Raw genomic sequence first — 18,777 nt, forward strand, 5'->3', positions numbered from 1 at the left:
CCCGTAGTATTTTTTTAGGTTACATCCATTTTTTATTTCTCGTGTTGTTTTATCATATTGTATGTTAAATTCTAAGAAAAAAAATATCGGCTCACCCGTATATGGTGTGAGCTGATATTTTAAATTTTTATACCATTGTTGTATTCATCGGTTAAGGTAGGAATCATTTTTTTGAATGATTAAATTTATTTAACCAATTCTTTTACAACTGATTCACCTATTGAGTTTTCTCCACCGAATATATTAATTTTTTCAAATTTTGAGTCTTTGATAGCTTCTTTTGTAGCTTTTGGAATTTCATTTGATTCTGCTAATAATATTGGACAATCAATGGAGCCTATTACTAAGCTGTCTGCAAAGTTTGTTCCGTTTGCGATGTTAACTTCTACTCTGTCTTTGAAGCCGTATTCGTAGATTTTCTTTGCTGTTTCGTAACGGTTTGCTCCGGCAATTCTTGTAGGGCTTGGAAGTTTGTTTTCCAATTCTTTGGAGATTGTATTTTCTCCTCCTACAATTATTACGTTTTTGATTTGTTTCATTACTTCTTGTGTTGGTTTTGGTATGTTGTTTGGTTGTACTAGTAGGATTGGCATATTTTGTTTGTTTGCAAGAGGAGCTACTGTCAATGCGTCTGCGAATGTTTCTCCGCTTGCGATGACTGCTTGTGTAGTCTTCGTGCGTTTGATGATTTCTTGAGCAATCCTAGCACTTGTTTCGTATCTGTCAGAACCAGCTATTGTTTGAACATTGTATCTTGATAGGCTGTCTTTTGTTTTGTCTACTGATTGTTTTCCACCTATTACGATTACATTTTTAGCGCCTAATCTCTTGATTTCTTGTGATACTACTGAATCTAATTCATCTTTTTGTACAAGTAGGATTGGGGCTTTTAATGCTTTTGATAATGCTGCTGCTGATAAGCTGTCTGCGAATTTTTCGCAGTTTGCTACGATTACTGTGTCAGCTTTGTTGTAGTATTTCTTAGATACTTCTACTGCTGTGTGGATTCTGTCAGCTCCTGCTATTCTTGTTGTAGCTTTTGGTTGTGCTTGTTCTGGTGTACTTGGTGTTATACTTGGTAGAATTGGCACAACTGGAGTTGGTAAATCTGGTAAAACTGGAACAGATGGCAAACTTGGAATATTTGGCTCTGGAGAAGATGGGAGAGAAGGTTTTGTTTCAGGTTTAGTATTTGCATCTCCATTTTCAGGTGTTTCAGCTTTAGGAGTTGTATCTGGTTTCTTTTCTTTTTTAGAAAATTTAGGATATAGCGTCATATCTTTTTCTACATTTTTATCCAGATTATCTTCTTTGTTTTTTAATTGCTCATCTGAATACCATCCGTCAAATTTCAAATCATCAGTATCTTCTATATTTGGAAGGAGTTCTTTTAGCGATACTTTTCCCAATAATACATCGTAGATTTTTTCTTCTTTGTTTTTGATGTGAACTCTGACATATCCATCTTCTTTAGTTTTGTTAATATCTTCAATTTCTATTATTTTTGGAGCTTCAATCTTTTTAACTTTAAATTTGAATTCTTTTGAATTTCCAAACTCATCTTTTATATTTAACGTGATTATATCATTGTCTTCTACTTGTATTTCCTTGCTAAATTCTTTTTCATTATCTCCAAATGAAGATCTGCTTTTGCTAGCCTCGACAAAATCCCCGTTAATTGTTAGAGAATATCCTGTTCCATCGTCAGATATTTTGCCTTTAAATTCCACCTTATCCTTCCAAGTTTTTATTAGAGAATATTCTTCCTTAATAGTTTTGTCTTTTTCAGATTTTGCGTTTTTATTCTCTACCTCAACAACTTCTACGCCGTCAGTAAGAGGACTTTCTAGAATTAAATCCGGAAGTTTTGTATCTAAGATTACTCTTACTTTTACTTCTTTTAGTATTTTATATTCCTTATCTAAGATTCTCAAATTGAATTTGTTCATTCCAGGATTCAATTTAACCTTGTGTTCAAAATAGCTTCCATTATCAACTGTATCTTTTCTGAAAATTTCCTCTCCATCCAAGAGAATTGTGTTTTCTTTTCTGTTAGTGAATCCATTTATAGAATAGAAATATTCTTCGCCAACTTTTTCTGCTTTGATAGCTTCGTTTTTGCCGATTGTATCTGCGTTTATTATTACTTCTGTTGCAGTTGTAAGCTTAAATTCTGGTTCTTTCATAGTCTCATCAGAATCAATATATGAATTGATTACATAAGTTCTTTCGAGACCTTTTTTCTTTATTGGTTTACTTGTCGCCAAATCCAAACCGTTAATTAAGCTTGAATTTTCAGAATCAGAATCTATTTTCTGAGATACATTAATAAAATCAAAATGCTTTGAAGGTGTTTTTAAAGTGTAATTGAACGAACCGTCATCGTTGATTTTAACAACATTTTCTCTACTACCGATTGTCAATTTCAATTCTTTTGCACTGAATACATTATCTGATACTTTTCCAGTGAAAGTTGCAGTTCCATCTGGGTTTTTCTTCATAATATATTCTTGGTAGTTTTTTGATTTATTTTTAAGAGGGTTTTTAACTTTGTCTCCCTTTACAACTTCACAGTGATTAAATGAAACTGTAGGAGCGATATAATCGTATATAAATTCTCCTAGGGAAGTTCTCTTGATTTCTGTTTTGTTAGCGTCTTTTTCTATTGCATAGGCATTGTATTTTCCTTGTTGTTTAGTAGTTAATGTGTACGATGCAAATGCAAATTTTCCATTAATAACTTTGCAGTCATTCGAGTTTATTTCTTCGTTTGTCTTTTTGTTTACAAATTTTATGGAGATAAACTTTGTATCCTTGTTGCTAGTGGAACCGCTATAATCTTTTCCCATAAAACCAATTTTTTTATCGACTATGCTATCCCATGAAGTGAATGCAAGGGAATTGCCTTTGATATTGTTTATTGTAGTTCTCGTTTCATTCAATGCGAAGTCGTTAGCTACAAGCTTCAACGACTCATTCATTTCTACGTTGAATGGAATCAAAATTTCATAACCTTCATTGGTTTTAGTAGCCTTTATCTTTTCCTTCGAAACTTTTCCGTAGAAACTTGAAATTCCAACATCATCAGTAACTTTGAATTTCAAAAGTCTTCCTTTATCAGTTACTTCGTAGTCTTTGCCGTCTTTCGTTTTAATCAATTCTATTTTTGGTCTTTTTGTATCTATTTTGACAGGGAAAAGACGCTTTTGTTCACCGTAATTCTTTCCTAATTTTGCAACTGCTTCAAGATAGTATTGTCCATCAGAAGCGGCTTCGAACTCGCCTTTTTTCTGATTGTATAATTTACCGTCCCACATTCCTTCAACAAAAGGATAAACCTTGAATTGTTGCTTAGATTCAACTCTTGATTTGAAATCTTTGTAACTCTGTCTTCTGACAAACTCTTGTCTGTCCAATTTTCTGATAAATTTCTTGTCTTTATCCAAAATATTAAACTCCAAAGATTCACAACTTCTAAGAACTCCGATTTGAGGAATCAAAACATCTGCAAATCCATCGTTGTTTGGCGAAATAGACCAATGTTGTTCTGATGGCTTCTCATTAGAATCTGACTTGTCGATTTCCAAGCCCAATGCGAAGAGTTTGCCTTTGTCAAAAATGTTTTTAGGGTCTTTTATCATCGAAATCAACTTAGTTTCACCGAAAGTGATTGCATCTTTGTTTTCAACGGTGTCAAGGTTGTCTAAGATGTTTTCACCGTTCCAATCCCCGGCAAATCCCATATATGGGAAATGAATGTTAGGTTGGTTTTTATCCTTGGAAATGAATTTAACAAATCCTTCAACGAAATTATCGTTCACATTACTAGCATCAATTGTAACTGTAAGGTTAGTTGAAGAATTTGCTGGAACTTTTATCTCTTTTTTATCCGCAGTGATAGATGCTGGAGAAACTTCTTCTAATAAGTTATTATCAGCTGTTTTTGTAGTGTAAACTCTGTCGACATCAACATCAAATGAAAGGTCATTATCAGAATAATTTTTTAAGTTAATCTTAAATGTTTTTTGACCAATAAAACTTCTTAGCTCTCCACAAGCACTGCCGTTTTCGTTTTCGTAACTCAAAATAACTCTGTTTTCTATCGCATCTTTTACTTGGACAAGTCCCGAACCCTGTCTTCTAACCGTATATGGGATTTTGGTATCTATATCATTGTTCATCAAAATCTTTGCAGTATTCATCATTGTTTTTTTAGTAAAATCTGCAAAATTATTTACGTTTTTGACATCTTTTTTAACTTGTGAATAGACAATAGCGCTAGAACCCGAAACAAAAGGAGCAGCCATTGAAGTTCCATCCATCATTACATAAGAATTGTCGTTGTCTGTAGAATAAATTCTTCCACCAACACCAGTTATCTCTGGTTTGAAGTCTAGGTTTGAAGTAGTACCTAATGAAGAGAAATTACTCATTTTACCACTATTAGCATTTATATCTTGTACTTGTTTGTTGCTAAACAAAACCTCAACATCTTTGTTCTTCTTGAAAGCATCCAAAAGCTTCACGCCGTGTGAATTTAAAATGTTAAATACAGGAAAATCTCCTAGGCCTGAAATAGAATATCCAGTTCTAACATCATCAGTATTGTAAATAATCGCACCGATAGCTCCTGCATCTTTTGCGTTTTTAGATTTTTCGCTAAATGTTATGCTGCCTCTTTTTATCAAAGCCAACTTGCCCTTAAAATCCTTGCCGGTAAAATCTTCTTTCTTTCCAAGTCCTGCATCTTCGATTTTATGAGGTTTACCATCGTTAACACCATTATCCAAAGAGTAACTGAAGTTGATTTTTTCTTCACCATCTTTAAATTCGAATTTTTTTACAAAAGTATTAGTGTTCTCAAATGAGGCAACAGACAATGCTCCTTTTGATGTAGAAGGAGAACCTACAAGACCGACATCTTTTCTTCCAAAAAAATTCTCCACGCCATTTGATTGCTTGCTAGAAAAAGCCGCTGTATCATTTCCGGCAGCGACAACTACTAAAATTCCTTTTTGTCTTGCCTTTTCGATAGCTTTTGCAGTAGGGTCATTGTCATTGCAAAAACCGCTAGCAGTTCCCAACGACATATTGATAATGTCGGCATCTTTTTCGATGCTTTTTTCAATCGCAGAAATAATATCATCTTCTTGTGCACCTTTAAGCTCGGAGTTGTTGCTAAACACAGTCATAGCGAGAATTTGCGCTTGACTAGCTACACCGTCAATACCAGCAAAAGATTCTAACTCGTTATCTCTTGCATTTGCACCGGCGATACCAGAAACGTGAATCCCGTGGTTAGAAGCATAACCTTTAACTCTGTAACTATTATCGGCGAAATTATACCCATAAGGAACTTTTAAATTAAAATATGTGTCTTGATTTTCACCACCATAAGGCATAACATTTTTGATTTTAGCTTTTTTTGGATTATCTAGTCTTTGAAAATCCTTGTGAGTAAGATCTAGACCAGAATCGATAACAGATATAACCATTCCCTCGCCGCTGTTCTTATATTTTTCCTGTGCCTCAAAAATTTGACCGAGTTTTTTGGCGCTTGCCATTGTAGGATAAAAAACCTTAGATTTTGAAATGTTTTTAACTCTATTATCAAGACGAAGTTTGTAATAGTCTGATTCTTTGATATCAGCAGAAAAACCATCAAAAACAACATCAAAATCCTTTTTCAAACTAGCCTTCTGTAATTTTGAAACATAGCCTTTTAAAGAATTTTTTGCCTTCTTATCTTTTGCCTGAATAATAACTCTAATAATTTCATTAGAATTATATCCTTTTGAAGAAATATCTTTACTAGATAAATCTCTGTGAAAACTAGCTTCTGCATGTACAGGGCTGGAAAACCCTGATAAAACAAGCAAAAAAGCCAGAAAAAATGAAATAATTTTTTTCTTCATAATAATACTCCTTTTTTGCGAAAATTTTTATTATTATATAATAAATCTCAATATTTTTGCAACTATATTTATACAATATAAAACAAAAACTTATCTATAAAATCTAAAAATTATTTCATAAAAAAACACAACTTAATTTTAATAGTTTAAATTGACAGAAAAAATAAAAAATATTTTATCATAAATTCTTAATCAACACTGATATTAAAAATTATTGAATTATCGCTTAACAAAAAATGGATGCAACCTAATTTTTTAGGTTGCATCCATTTTTTATTTTTCGTGTTGTTTTATCATATTTTCTAATCTATTGTATTCTTTTTTGAATCTCGGGTTTGTGGATTTGGATTTCAATTCGTTTAATTTAGCCCTTGCTGATACAAAATCACCATCAAATATATTTTTCATTATATACAATTGGTTGATGTTTTCGCCGTAATTTGGACTGTTTTCAAATTGTTGTAGAAGTTTTTCGTGTGTTGCGAATAGTTCATCAAACTTATTTTGCTCGTTCAATTTGAAGTGAGCTATCATTGTGTTGAGCCAATATATAAGCTGAAGGTCTTGGTTTTTTAACTGGTCTGTTGCAATTGTTTCATAAGTTGACAATGTTTTATTTGGCTCATTAAGTTCCAAATATCCCGCTCCCAAATTCATTTTCATTACTGTTTTAATGTGTTTGTTTTTGATTTTGGGAATTTTAGGTTCTAACTCATTGACGAAATCCTTGTATTTCATTTCTTCAAATAATTTCATTGAATGTTTCAATTCATTTGTTTTGTAGAAAAAATAAATTGTGTTGACTATTAGAATGACTGCCAAGACAATACCGCCGATTATCCAATAATAGCGCAGCATCACTTTGTCGTCGATTTTGAATATGAGCTTTGTGATGAGCAAGGCTATTCCTATTGCAAATGATATGCCCAACAATTTTAGATATCTTTTCATTTGTACCTCTGTTTTACTTTATTTGAAAATATCAAATATACTTCTTGTAGTTTTGTTATAAATCTTGTTGTAGAGTGCTTTTTTTGGGTTTTTAAACCAGCCAATGCCTTTTTTGCCGTATGTTGGGTCAATTGCTGATTTTAATTTTCTTTTCAATTTCGAAGTCGTTCTCGCTTTTAGTGATTTTTTCAAGCTTGGTGTTCTAAATCCGATTTTCATAAATGCCTTCCTTTATATTATTATTTCTCTTATCTTTTGAACTGTTTTTTGCATTTTTTAATTTATAATTATATTACATAGTTTTAAAGTTAGTTTGTCAAGTCTTTTTGCTTTTTTTTAACTGCCTGTAGTTGAGCGTCTGATTTTTTATCCACTTGTTTTTTAACAATCTTTATGGTATTATTTACATAAGTTAAAGGCGAGCTAAGACTATAATAGTCCCAACTCAAGCAATTTACTAACAAGCTTTAAAATAGCAATAATCAAGTTAATAACTGCAATTATTAATTTGATATTTAACTCGTGTTTTAAGCTAGTTTTTTTATTGTTTTTTATGCTTACGCATTCAACTCACTACCTTTTTAATTGTATTTGTGATGTGTGGTTGGGTGTATGCATTTCTTTAACTTATAACTTGGTAATACAATTGCAGAAATGTATTACCAAGTTTTTTTTATTCTTTTCTCTTTGTTTCTGATGTTTTGTAATTTTTTACACTTGTTTTTTAAACCATTTTTATAATATAATTTATTTATGAAATCTTTGACCTTGTCCATGAGTCCACCTCCTAACTATTTTTGAATTTGTCGGGTGGCTCTGGATTATGGTTTTTTAGCTTATACTTATACTATGCACTTGTATAATTGTGTTATCAATACTTTTTTTATTGTCCTTATTATGATTTTTTCAGTGTTTATGCCGTTGATATGGCTTTCTTTTTTGCTTTCAAAAAGATATTCGAAGTACTTTAGCTTTTGCATTTAATTGATAATTGTTATTAGATATTTATTATAATTCATTTATGCGGATTTTCAATTGGGTTTTGTATTTGAAAAATTTGTGAGATAATAAAAATGGTGATATTATGTTGGAGTTTATGAGTTTGAATGATAAAAATATGATAGCCATTCAAGGAGCTGGGGGAAAGACGTCGACACTTTTTAAATTGAAAGACGAGTTTAGATTGTCAAACAAGGCTTGTTTGATAAGCACGACGACGAAAATGGGTAGAGTTTCCAGAGAAAACTTCGATTTTTTGTGGGAAGCTACTGACAAATCACGCCACAATGATGGCAAAATATATTTCGCATCCCAATCACACACGGACACAAAAGAAATCGGATTTGAACCGGAATTTTTCGACAAAATTTTTGGTGAAGGTTTGTTTTCTAATATAATTTTGGAAACGGATGGAGCGAAGACAAGACCCATCAAAGCTCCACGAGAAGATGAGCCACTCAATCCTAAAAGCATCACGCATTGTGTCGGTGTGATGGGGCTTGACAGCGTGAACAAGCCGTTTGATGAGAGGTTTTGTCATAGGAAAGAATATATGGAAAAAATCATCGGCAATCCCAAGACTTTGACGACAGAAAGCTACGCAGAAATCATCAACTCCAATCGTGGTCTGTTCAAAAATTCATACGATGCGAAAAAATTTTTGATTTTGAATAAGGCAGACACAAAACAAGATATTGAAAATGCGATGGATATTATTGAGAGAATTGATGTAGACGTGAAGATTTTTGTGATGAGTTTTGGGAAAATCATTGAGATATACTAGGAGAATTTTTATGAATTTACTTGAAGATTTGAATTTTGATGAGAATCACATTATTAAGGATATAATCGTGAGAAATAATAGATTTGAAATAGTCAGGATTCAATCGAAAAACGAAACATCAGGGCCATACAATCAGGATTTTGACGAATTTGTTGTCGTGATAAAAGGCGAGGCGATGTTGAATGTCGAAGGAAAAGATGTGAGACTTAAAGAGATGGACACTTATTTTATTCCAAAAAATATCGTTCACGAAGTCAAAAGCACGAGCGATGAGTGTGTGTGGCTGTGTTTTGCGATAAAATAGTTGACAATTGAATCAAGAGAGTATATAATATTTTGGTATGTAAAAGGAGTCATTTCCTTTTATACAATACAGAAAGTCGCCGATGGCCGGGTGTGCGACGTGTCTAAATTCCCGGTGAGAACACAATCGCTTTTTGGCAGCGATGTCCAAGTAGCCAAATATTGTAAATAAAGGAAAGGATGAATTGAATGAAAACTTATATACCTAAGAAAGATGACATCCAAAGAAAATGGTATGTAGTAGACGCAACAGATGTTGTATTGGGTAGATTATCTACTGAAGTTGCTTCTATTTTAAGAGGAAAAAACAAACCAATGTTTACTCCTAATGCGGATGTTGGAGATTACGTTATAGTAATCAACGCTGAAAAAGTAAAATTAACAGGTAAAAAATTAGAACAAAAAGAATTGAGACATTACACTGGTTATGCTGGTGGTCTTAAATCAATTACCTACAAAGACTTAATGCAAAAAAATCCTGAAAGAGCTGTAACTCATGCCATCGTTGGTATGCTACCTCACAACTCATTGGGACGTCAAATGGCTAAAAAATTAAGAGTTTACAGAGGAAATGACCACGATCATATCGCTCAAAACCCTGAAGTTTTGGAAATTAAGTAGGAGGTAATTAAATGGCTAATAATAGATATCAAGGAACTGGTAGAAGAAAAACTTCTGTTGCTAGAGTTACTTTAGTACCAGGAAGTGGAAAATTCACAATCAACAAAAAAGATATAAGTGAATACTTTAACTTCGATACATTAAGAGTTATCGCTAAAGAAGCTTTGGAATTAACAAACAACACTGAAAGCTATGATGTTACTGTTAATGTAAAAGGTGGCGGATACACTGGTCAAGCTGGAGCAATCAGACACGGTATTGCTCGTGCATTGTTGGAAATTGACCCAGAATACAGAGCTGAATTAAAAAGAGCAGGATTCTTGACAAGAGACCCTCGTAAGAAGGAAAGAAAGAAATACGGTCTTAAAAAAGCTCGTAAATCTCCACAATTCAGTAAGAGATAGAAAACAATTATATATCAATGGAAAAGCACTTTTTGGTTCACACCATCAAGTGTTTTTTTTATGATTTTTTACTAAAGTTCACACCATCATTATTAATAAGCTTATGATATACTAGTTCTCCAGGGGAAATATTTACAAAATTATTCCCACAGATTTTTATCTGTGGGTTTTTTATTTGCGTAAAAATTATTAGAAATATATTGACGTATCACGTATTAATACGTATAATAAAAGTGTCAGGAGGTAAAGTGCACATGCCGATGACACAAAAAGAAATGGTCAAGCTTCTGAAACAACATGGATTCGTTGAGGTAAAAAGTGAGGGTAAAGGCTCACATATCAAAATGAAAAAACCAGGAGTACGATCAATTCCTGTTCCTAAAGGTGAACTGAAAAAAGGAACAGAAAGACAAATATTGAAGCAAGCAGGGCTATTATAGCCCGCTACTTCAATATCTAATGGAGGTGTTTTATGTTAGTAAGTTATCCAGCATTGTTTTACAAAGAACCAGAAGGCGGATATTTTATTAATTTTCCTGATTTTGAGTATTCAGGAACGCAAGGTGAAGATATTTCGGATGCTATGTTTATGGCCAGTGATTGGTTGGGAATTACTGTCTCAGGATATATCGAAGAAGGGATAGATTTGCCAAAAGTTAGTAATATTAACGATTTGTCGCTAGATGGAAATGACCCTTTCAAAGATGATCCTGAAATTAATCTGGAATACGTTGATAATGAATCATTTATTTCGATGATTTTTGTGGATGTAGAAAAATATTTTGAAAACACTAAATTAGTAAAGAAAACTTTGTCCATACCAAAATGGGCGAATGATTTGGGTAACAGATTGAATTTGAATTTTTCAAAAATTTTGACTGTTGCTATTGAAAATGAAGCTATAAAATAAATTTTTTTAAAGGACTATTTTTGATAGTCCTTTATTTTTATTTGCGTAAAAATTATTATTTCAAACTCCCAATCAATATATGATATACTTATTAAGTAAAAAGGTTGTGATTATTTTGAATATCGACGTAATTTCGGTGGGTAAGGTTAAGGAAAAATACATAAAACTTGGTATTGCAGAATTTTCGAAGAGATTATCTGCTCACTGCAAGCTCAATATCATCGAGGTTGATGATTTGAGTGCTGCAGAGAATTTGTCCGACAGCGAAAGGGAGATTGTGAAGGACAAGGAAGCGGAGAAAATCATCTCCAAAATCAAGGATAATCATTATGTGATTACTTTGGAAATTTTGGGAAAGCAACTTACTAGCGAGAAATTGGCCGCAAAGATTGAAAACTTAACTATTCAAGGTCATTCCAATATTTGTTTCGTAATCGGTGGATCGTTGGGACTGGGAAAAAGTGTGCTCGATAGGAGCGATTATGCGCTTTCTTTTTCCAAATTTACATTTCCACATCAACTAATGAGACTGATTTTGTTGGAACAAATTTATCGAAGTTTCAGAATAATTAATAATTTACCATATCATAAGTGAGGGAGTTATGAATAAGAAAATAACTGTTGCGTTTTCTTTTTTAATTGTGGTCATCTTGGCGATTCTGGGGGTAAGGTTTTTTCATTTGCCAACGAGCGTTGGTGAATCCCAAAATTCACACAAAATCTCACAAAAAGACAGAGTTTCCGAGAAAAAAACAAAACCAATCCAAAAAAATAAACACGAAAAGAAAGAAAACAAACCACAAGACAAAAGGGAAATAACGATAACTTGCTGGGGCGATTATATGAATCACATCACGCAAATTCGCCAAGCAAAGGCTACAAATTATGATTTTACGGATTCTTTTGCGGCTATTAAAGACATTGTGCAAAAAAGCGATTTATCTATCGTCAATTTGGAGACGACTATTGCAAAGGACGATTCGGATATGAGCGGTTATCCTGAGTTTGCGACGCACGAAAATGTAATAAAAGCGTTAAAAAACACGGGATTTGATGTTGTTAGCACTGCGAACAATCACGCATACGACAAAAGGTCGAAGGGAATTGACCACACAATTGACACAATCGAAAAGTACGGTTTGAAGAGAACTGGAACTTTCAAGAAAAATGAGCCTACAAATCCGCCTATCATAATAGATGTAAAGGGAATCAAAGTTGGATTTTTCTCGTACACTGAGATGCTAAACGGCTTAGAAAAGTATATGCTCAGTTCGGTAAGAAACAATGCTGTGAATTTGATTGATATGGAAAAAATCCAAAAAGACGTCGATTATTTGAAGAAAAATCACGCTGACGTGATAATGTGTTATATGCACTGGGGCGAGGAATATTCTGATTATCCCAACTCTTATCAAAAAAATACATTCAAGAAACTTGCAGACATGGGAGTGGACTTGGTGATTGGCTCACATCCACACACAATACAAAAATCCGATGTGATTGAAAACAACGGCAAAAAATCCTACTGCGTGTACTCTTTGGGAAACTTTGTCGCAGACCAGAGGGAATCGTACGGACAATATTACGGAGTAGAAATCGGAGTGTACTCGGACATTAAAATCGAGAAAATTGGCGACAAGACAACTGTAAAGAGTTTCGAAAACAAGCCATATTACATTGACAAGTACACAGACAGCGTGACTACACATTATGTCGTCGTGCCAGTCGAACAAGTGCTAAATTCAGAAATAAATTATCCACGAAAAGCAAAAATAATTAGCAAATTGCAAAGGGCAAATAAGCATTACAAAGATATCTTTAAAAAGGAGTAAAAATGGGAAATATTATACTTACAGGTGACAGACCTACGGGGAAATTACACTTGGGTCACTATGTTGGCTCGTTAAAAAATAGAGTTATTATGCAAAACAAAGGCGATTTTGACAAAATGTATGTCATGATTGCAGATGCACAAGCATTGACAGACAACTTCAACAATCCAGACAAAGTGCGTGACAATATAATTGAGGTCGCACTAGATTATTTAAGTTGCGGAATTGACCCTAATAAAGTTACGATTTTCGTGCAATCACACGTTGAACAACTAACAGAATTGATGTTTTACTATATGAACTTGGTTACACTTTCGAGACTCGAAAGAAATCCAACAGTAAAAGCAGAAATTAAACAAAAAGAATTTGGTGCGAGCCTTCCTGTCGGATTCTTGACGTATCCAATCAGCCAAGCGGCGGACATCACGCTATTCAACGCAAACATCGTTCCAGTTGGAGAAGACCAGCTTCCGATGTTGGAACAAACTCGTGAAATCGTGCGCACGTTCAACAACTACTATTCAGAAGTTTTGGTTGAACCAAAAGCTGTAATTCCCGACAACAAAATCTGCTCCAGACTTCCAGGACTTGACGGCAAAGCGAAAATGAGCAAATCGTTGGGTAACTGTATTTATTTGTCAGATTCTGAAAAAGATGTCAAATCAAAAGTAATGAGTATGTTCACAGACCCTAATCACATTCAAATATCAGATCCTGGAAAGGTTGAAGGAAACACAGTCTTCACATACTTGGATGCCTTCTGCACAGATGATGACTTCTCGGAATTTCTTCCAGAATATAAAAATTTGGACGAGTTAAAAGAACACTACAGACGTGGTGGACTCGGCGATGTGAAAATCAAAAAATTCTTGAACAATATCTTGCAAAAAGAATTATCGCCAATAAGACAAAGACGACAACACTATGAACAAAACATTCCAGAAATATTTGAAATGCTATTAAAAGGCTCCGAAGATGCGAGAAAAGTCGCAGCAGAAACTCTGAAAAAAGTAAAAGCCGCAATGGGAATAAATTACTTCGAAGATTTGGAATTAATAAAAAAACAACAACAAAAATACAAATAAATCCAAAAATCAATCACTTAGGTGGTTGATTTTTTATTGCGTGGAGAATTTAGCTAAAAATAAACACGATTATAAATGTTAAAAAAATATTGCAAATAATCGTGATTAGTATTATAATGTATTCAACAAGATAAAAATCTTGAAAAATCAGTGCACAGATGAGAATAATTAAAAGGTGGTTAGAATATGAAATTTGAAATTGGTAATTTCAATGTTAAGGATGTCGTTTTCGGTGACAAAACAAAATTCGAAAATAATATTCTTACGATTAACAAACAAGAAGCAATCGATTTTATAAAAAAAGATTCACATATTACTGAATGTGACATAGAGATTGCAAAACCGGGCGATGAAGTTAGAATCGTTCCAATAAAAGAAGCTGTTGAGCCGAGAATTAGACCAGATAAAAGAGCTGTTTTTCCTTCAATTACAGGGGAATTAGTTCCTACTGGTGAAGGTAGAGTTCATGCTTTAAAAGGCGTAAGTGTATTGGGCGTTGGAATGCATTGGGGAAGCTTCGGAGATGGCCTATTGGATATGTCAGGAGAGGGAGCAGATTATTCTTATTATTCACAGTTGATTAACGTTTGCTTAGTAATCGATACTGATGAAGAATTTGAAAGACATGAACAACAAAAGAAAAATCACGCAATAAGATGGGCTTGTCACTTGTTTGCAGAATATTTAGGAGAAACTGTTATCGACAAGCAACCAGAGGAAATAGAAGAATATGAATTTACGCCAGTAACAAAAAGAAGTGATGATGTAAACAAGCTTCAATCTGTAGTATTGGTTATGCAACCACAATCTCAAATGGAAGAATTGGGATATAATGATTTGATCTACGGATGGGATATGAATAAATATCTTCCAACGTTTATGAGTCCGACAGAAGTTTTGGATGGTTGTATTATAGGTGGAAGTTTTATGCCATGTTCTTCAAAATGGTCAACATATGACTTGCAAAATTTCCCTATAATAAAAGAATTATTCAAAGAGCATGGGAAATCCATTAATTTCTTGGGAGTTATAATGTCAAACTTGAACGTTTCACTAGAACAAAAAGAAAGAGCAGCGATTTTTGTATCAAATATGGCAAAATCATTGGGAGCAGATGGTGCGATTGTAACTGAAGAAGGTTACGGAAATCCAGATGCAGATTATGTGAGATGTATTTGTGCGTTAGAAGATGTAGGAGTAAAAGTTGTAGGAATAAGCAATGAATGCACAGGTCGTGACGGAAAGTCTCAACCATTGGTAGTTATGAACGAAAAAACTGACGCTTTAGTATCTACAGGAAATGTTTCTCAATTGATTAGATTAAAACCAATGAAGAAGGTAATTGGAGAATTAGAAGCATTGGCAAGAGATGGATTGTCTGGTGGATGGGCAGGAGATGAAATCTTAGGTTCTTCTGTAAAAGAAGATGGTTCAGTGATTATGGAAAACAATGCTATGTTCTGCGGAGATCAAATAGCGGGTTGGTCAAGAAAGACTATGAAGGAATATTAGGAGTGAAGCTATGAAAAAAGCTATTTTATACATTAATCAGTTTTTTGCAGGAATCGGTGGAGAAGACAAAGCTGATTATAAACCAGAAATTAAAAAAGAATTAGTCGGTCCTGCAAAAGAGTTCGACAAAGAATTGGATTGCGAAATCACACATACAATTATCTGCGGAGATAATTACATTGGTTCAAATCCAGAAGAAGCAACAAAAGAAATTTTGGGATTTTTAGAAGGATTGGAATTTGATTTGTTCTTAGCGGGTCCTGCATTCCAAGCTGGTCGTTATGGTGTTGCCTGTGGAAGAATTTGCAAGGCTGTCAAGGAAAAATTTGGTGTAGAAGTTATTACATCAATGCATCCTGAAAATCCTGGTGTTGAAATGTACAGAAAAGATATGGTTATTTTTGAAGGTGGCAAGTCTGCTAGGGATATGAGAAAAGATGTAAAAGCTATCTCGAATTATGCAAATAAATTTTTAAATGGACAAGAGTTAGGTTCTGCAGCTGAGGAAGGATATTTCTCTCGTGGAATAAGAAATCAGTACTTCAACCCAGAAATGAAACCAGCAGCTCAAAGAGGAGTTGAGATGCTAATCAAAAAATTAAACGGAGAAGAATTTGTAACTGAGCTTCCAATTCCTGTTAAAGAAGTAATAGAACCAGCAGAACCTATCAAAGATTTGAAGCATGCGAAAATAGCTTTGATGACAACTGGTGGTATTGTTCCTGTAGATAACCCAGATAGAATCCAATCTGCATCCGCTACTAGATGGGGAAAATACGATGTAACTGGAATGGATAGATTAAAATCAGGAGAATTTAAAACGATTCACGCAGGATTTGACCCAGCAGCAGCAAACGCTGACCCAAATGTTATTATGCCAATAGATGTTTTGAGAGATATGGAAGGTAAAGTTTTCGGAGAACTTCACAAATATTTTTACTCGACAGTTGGAACTGGAACTACACAAGCTGAAGCTGAGAGAATGTCATCGGAAATTCTAAAAGAATTGCAAGAAGCCAATGTTGACGGGGTTATAATGACTAGTACCTGAGGTACATGTACTCGCTGCGGTGCAGCGATGGTAAATGTGATTGAAAAGGCTGGTATTCCAATCGTTCAAATGTGTAACTTGGTTCCAGTAGCTCAATCAGTTGGTGTTAATAAAATTGTACCAACAATTTCAATTCCTTATCCACTAGGAGACCCAGCTACAGGTAAAGATGTTCAATGGAATTTGAGACATCACAGAGTAGAAGTAGCATTAAATGCTTTGACAGAAAAAATAGAAGAACCAAAAGTTTATACGGTTTAAGAAATGAAGGGGGATTAATTTCCCCCTCCTATAAAAATGGAGAATTGATATGAAAAATAAAAAAATAAATCCAGTTTATATGATATCTATATTGATAAGTTTGATAATAGCCGTGTGGGGAATAGTTGGTTCAAAAAGTTTTGAGAATTGTGCAAACGCTTTAATGAGCGTTGTAACTGTCAATATGGGTTGGCTGTACTTACTAGCAATGCTTATTTTCGTAGTATTTGCACTTATTGTCGCTTTTTCGAAATATGGAAACATTAAATTAGGAGCTGACGATTCAAAACCTGAATATTCTACACTTTCTTGGTTTGGAATGCTTTTTGGTGCGGGAATGGGAATAGGTCTTGTATTCTACGGAGTGGCAGAACCATTAGCACACTTTGTAGCACCGATTGAAACTTTAAAGGCAGGAAGCTCTGAAGCAGCAAATTTTGCAATGCGAGCATCATTTATGCACTGGGGAATCCATCCTTGGGCGAATTATTCGATAATAGGACTTGGTCTGGCTTACTTCCAATTTAGAAAAAACAAACCCGGTTTGATATCTACACTATTTATTCCTTTAATTGGAGAAGAAAAAGTCAATGGGCCTATCGGTAAAACTATTGATATATTTGCTGTCATAGCGACAATAGCAGGAGTTGCGACTTCTCTAGGAATGGGAACTTTGCAAATAAACTCAGGTTTATCACATTTGTTTAATATTCCTAACAACAAATTCACTTGGCTGATTATTGTAATCATAATTGCAGTGATATATATTTGGACAGCTGTTGCGGGAATTGATAAGGGAATAAATTTGATTTCAAATATTAATTTAATTTTAGCTGCGACAGTATTGGGATTGTCATTCATCGTTGGGCCAAAGCTTCTTATGCTAAATTCATTAACAAGCGGAATGGGAGCTTATCTGAATAATTTCTTTTCAGATTCTCTTGCTATTAATCCATTTGGAAAAAACAATTGGCTATTAGGTTGGAGAATATTCTATTGGGCTTGGTGGCTAGCTTGGGCGCCATTTGTTGGAACGTTCATTGCGAGAATTTCAAAGGGTAGAACTGTTCGTGAATTTATACTTGGAGTTTCAGTTGCACCGGCATTTGCATCCATAGTTTGGTTTTCAGTTTTTGGGCCATTAGGATTGAATTTTGCACAAAAAATGCCATTTGATAAAGTAAAAGCGTTGGCAGCAAATTCTGAATTGGCATTATTCAAAGTGTTTTTTGAATATCCATTGGGAACAGTGCTTTCGATTATAACTGTTGTGTTGTTGTGTACATTCTTCATCACATCGGCAAACTCTGCTACTTTTGTTTTGAGTATGTTAAGTCAAGGTGGTGATTTGAATCCGGATAAAAGCAAAAAATTGGTATGGGGAGTATTGCAAGCTGTAATAGCTTACGCACTTTTGCTTTCAGGTGGACTTAAAGCATTACAAACAGCATCAGTAGCAGCAGCATTTCCATTTATTTTTATAATGCTTTTGATTTGCGTTGCAATAATAAAAGAATTTAAATCGGAAAAATTATAAAATATGAATTTTAACTTTAAAGTCTGTCATATGGCAGACTTTTTTATTTAATCGTTTAAAAAAAGTCAAATAGGTGATATAATCAATGTAATCAACCATTTGGGAGGTAGTTTAATGCAGCTTGAAAACAAAAAACTAACTAAGCATAGGAAAAATATGATAGTTGGTTTTATGAATTGCACGAAAAAAATAATAAGAGAAGAAGGAATCGAAAATGTGACTATAAGAAAAGTTGCGAATTGCAGTATGATGAACAGTGCAACTATTTATAATTACTTTGAGAATTTGGACCACTTGATTATATTTTCGATAATGGATGTCCTACAAGATTATATTGAAGAAATTCCGAGTGCGATAAGCGGGACAGACAATTCTTTGGAAAGATTGTATGCCGTGTGGAGATGTTTTGTTAGACATTCTTTTTACAAAACAAAGGCATATATGAAATTATTCTTTTCTCAAATGGAAAATCAGATTGAATTTTACATAGAACAATATTATAAAATATTTCCTTTGGAATTGGATAAGAAAAAATATCCGGATGAAATTGTGGATATGTTAAATTCTAGTGCCATTTTTACTAGAAATATTTATATGATGAATGAATGTGTG

At 33.8% G+C, this 18,777-nt stretch carries 16 protein-coding genes; 13 read left to right on the top strand and 3 right to left on the bottom strand.

From position 1 onward, the window contains the following. Positions 1–185: 185 nt before the first annotated feature. The 3 genes from Q0X02_RS04690 to Q0X02_RS04700 form a co-directional block, all read right to left on the bottom strand. Positions 186–5,915 (bottom strand): cell wall-binding repeat-containing protein, encoded by a 5,730-nt coding sequence (locus tag Q0X02_RS04690; RefSeq protein WP_297812309.1) that lies wholly within the window; start codon positions 5,913–5,915, stop codon positions 186–188. Positions 5,916–6,188: 273 nt separating this feature from the next. After that, complete coding sequence (locus tag Q0X02_RS04695) at positions 6,189–6,866, bottom strand: hypothetical protein (RefSeq protein WP_297812312.1); 678 nt, start codon at positions 6,864–6,866, stop codon at positions 6,189–6,191. Positions 6,867–6,884: 18 nt separating this feature from the next. Beyond that, positions 6,885–7,085, bottom strand: a complete 201-nt coding sequence (locus Q0X02_RS04700; RefSeq protein WP_297812314.1) for a hypothetical protein — start codon at positions 7,083–7,085, stop codon at positions 6,885–6,887. 865 nt (positions 7,086–7,950) lie between these two features. Here Q0X02_RS04700 and yqeC point away from each other — a divergent pair. The 13 genes from yqeC to Q0X02_RS04765 form a co-directional block, all read left to right on the top strand. Then, on the top strand, positions 7,951–8,649 hold the full coding sequence (yqeC, locus tag Q0X02_RS04705; protein ID WP_297812317.1) for a selenium cofactor biosynthesis protein YqeC: 699 nt from the start codon (positions 7,951–7,953) through the stop codon (positions 8,647–8,649). Between the two features lie 10 nt (positions 8,650–8,659). Next, on the top strand, positions 8,660–8,953 hold the full coding sequence (locus Q0X02_RS04710) for a cupin domain-containing protein (protein ID WP_297812320.1): 294 nt from the start codon (positions 8,660–8,662) through the stop codon (positions 8,951–8,953). A 188-nt stretch (positions 8,954–9,141) separates the two neighbouring features. Beyond that, positions 9,142–9,573, top strand: coding sequence for a 50S ribosomal protein L13 (rplM, locus tag Q0X02_RS04715; protein ID WP_297812322.1), 432 nt, complete (start codon positions 9,142–9,144; stop codon positions 9,571–9,573). An 11-nt stretch (positions 9,574–9,584) separates the two neighbouring features. Further along, complete coding sequence (gene rpsI, locus Q0X02_RS04720) at positions 9,585–9,977, top strand: 30S ribosomal protein S9 (protein WP_297812325.1); 393 nt, start codon at positions 9,585–9,587, stop codon at positions 9,975–9,977. A 254-nt stretch (positions 9,978–10,231) separates the two neighbouring features. Further along, positions 10,232–10,417, top strand: coding sequence for a type II toxin-antitoxin system HicA family toxin (locus tag Q0X02_RS04725; RefSeq protein ID WP_035111485.1), 186 nt, complete (start codon positions 10,232–10,234; stop codon positions 10,415–10,417). 32 nt (positions 10,418–10,449) lie between these two features. After that, a complete protein-coding gene (locus Q0X02_RS04730) occupies positions 10,450–10,887 on the top strand; it encodes a type II toxin-antitoxin system HicB family antitoxin (protein ID WP_297812327.1) in 438 nt (145 codons plus the stop codon). 115 nt (positions 10,888–11,002) lie between these two features. Further along, the gene (gene rlmH, locus Q0X02_RS04735; RefSeq protein WP_297812350.1) at positions 11,003–11,482 is read left to right on the top strand and encodes a 23S rRNA (pseudouridine(1915)-N(3))-methyltransferase RlmH; all 480 of its coding nucleotides are present in this window, start codon (positions 11,003–11,005) and stop codon (positions 11,480–11,482) included. A gap of 7 nt (positions 11,483–11,489) precedes the next feature. Beyond that, positions 11,490–12,719, top strand: coding sequence for a CapA family protein (locus Q0X02_RS04740; protein WP_297812329.1), 1,230 nt, complete (start codon positions 11,490–11,492; stop codon positions 12,717–12,719). A gap of 2 nt (positions 12,720–12,721) precedes the next feature. After that, positions 12,722–13,804, top strand: coding sequence for a tryptophan--tRNA ligase (gene trpS / locus Q0X02_RS04745; RefSeq protein ID WP_297812332.1), 1,083 nt, complete (start codon positions 12,722–12,724; stop codon positions 13,802–13,804). Between the two features lie 186 nt (positions 13,805–13,990). Beyond that, positions 13,991–15,316, top strand: a complete 1,326-nt coding sequence (locus tag Q0X02_RS04750) for a glycine/sarcosine/betaine reductase component B subunit (protein WP_297812334.1) — start codon at positions 13,991–13,993, stop codon at positions 15,314–15,316. A gap of 10 nt (positions 15,317–15,326) precedes the next feature. Continuing rightward, positions 15,327–16,628, top strand: a complete 1,302-nt coding sequence (locus Q0X02_RS04755) for a glycine/betaine/sarcosine/D-proline family reductase selenoprotein B (protein WP_297812337.1) — start codon at positions 15,327–15,329, stop codon at positions 16,626–16,628. Positions 16,629–16,677: 49 nt separating this feature from the next. Next, positions 16,678–18,165 carry a BCCT family transporter gene (locus tag Q0X02_RS04760; RefSeq protein ID WP_297812340.1) on the top strand — a complete coding sequence of 496 codons (1,488 nt, stop codon included), beginning with the start codon at positions 16,678–16,680 and terminating at the stop codon, positions 18,163–18,165. 114 nt (positions 18,166–18,279) lie between these two features. After that, positions 18,280–18,777, top strand: a 498-nt coding sequence (locus Q0X02_RS04765; RefSeq protein WP_297812343.1) for a TetR/AcrR family transcriptional regulator, incomplete at its 3' end; no start/stop codon positions are given.

This window comes from uncultured Finegoldia sp. (assembly GCF_947252345.1).
Taxonomy (GTDB): Bacteria; Bacillota; Clostridia; order Tissierellales; family Peptoniphilaceae; genus Finegoldia.

Excerpts from the sequence above, each read along its gene's own strand:
- Q0X02_RS04690 (WP_297812309.1), bottom strand. The coding sequence starts at position 5,915 with ATGAAGAAAAAAATTATTTCATTTTTTCTGGCTTTTTTGCTTGTTTTA.
- Q0X02_RS04695 (WP_297812312.1), bottom strand. The coding sequence starts at position 6,866 with ATGAAAAGATATCTAAAATTGTTGGGCATATCATTTGCAATAGGAATA.
- Q0X02_RS04700 (WP_297812314.1), bottom strand. The coding sequence starts at position 7,085 with ATGAAAATCGGATTTAGAACACCAAGCTTGAAAAAATCACTAAAAGCG.
- yqeC (WP_297812317.1), top strand. The coding sequence starts at position 7,951 with ATGTTGGAGTTTATGAGTTTGAATGATAAAAATATGATAGCCATTCAA.
- Q0X02_RS04710 (WP_297812320.1), top strand. The coding sequence starts at position 8,660 with ATGAATTTACTTGAAGATTTGAATTTTGATGAGAATCACATTATTAAG.
- rplM (WP_297812322.1), top strand. The coding sequence starts at position 9,142 with ATGAAAACTTATATACCTAAGAAAGATGACATCCAAAGAAAATGGTAT.
- rpsI (WP_297812325.1), top strand. The coding sequence starts at position 9,585 with ATGGCTAATAATAGATATCAAGGAACTGGTAGAAGAAAAACTTCTGTT.
- Q0X02_RS04725 (WP_035111485.1), top strand. The coding sequence starts at position 10,232 with ATGCCGATGACACAAAAAGAAATGGTCAAGCTTCTGAAACAACATGGA.
- Q0X02_RS04730 (WP_297812327.1), top strand. The coding sequence starts at position 10,450 with ATGTTAGTAAGTTATCCAGCATTGTTTTACAAAGAACCAGAAGGCGGA.
- Q0X02_RS04740 (WP_297812329.1), top strand. The coding sequence starts at position 11,490 with ATGAATAAGAAAATAACTGTTGCGTTTTCTTTTTTAATTGTGGTCATC.
- trpS (WP_297812332.1), top strand. The coding sequence starts at position 12,722 with ATGGGAAATATTATACTTACAGGTGACAGACCTACGGGGAAATTACAC.
- Q0X02_RS04750 (WP_297812334.1), top strand. The coding sequence starts at position 13,991 with ATGAAATTTGAAATTGGTAATTTCAATGTTAAGGATGTCGTTTTCGGT.
- Q0X02_RS04760 (WP_297812340.1), top strand. The coding sequence starts at position 16,678 with ATGAAAAATAAAAAAATAAATCCAGTTTATATGATATCTATATTGATA.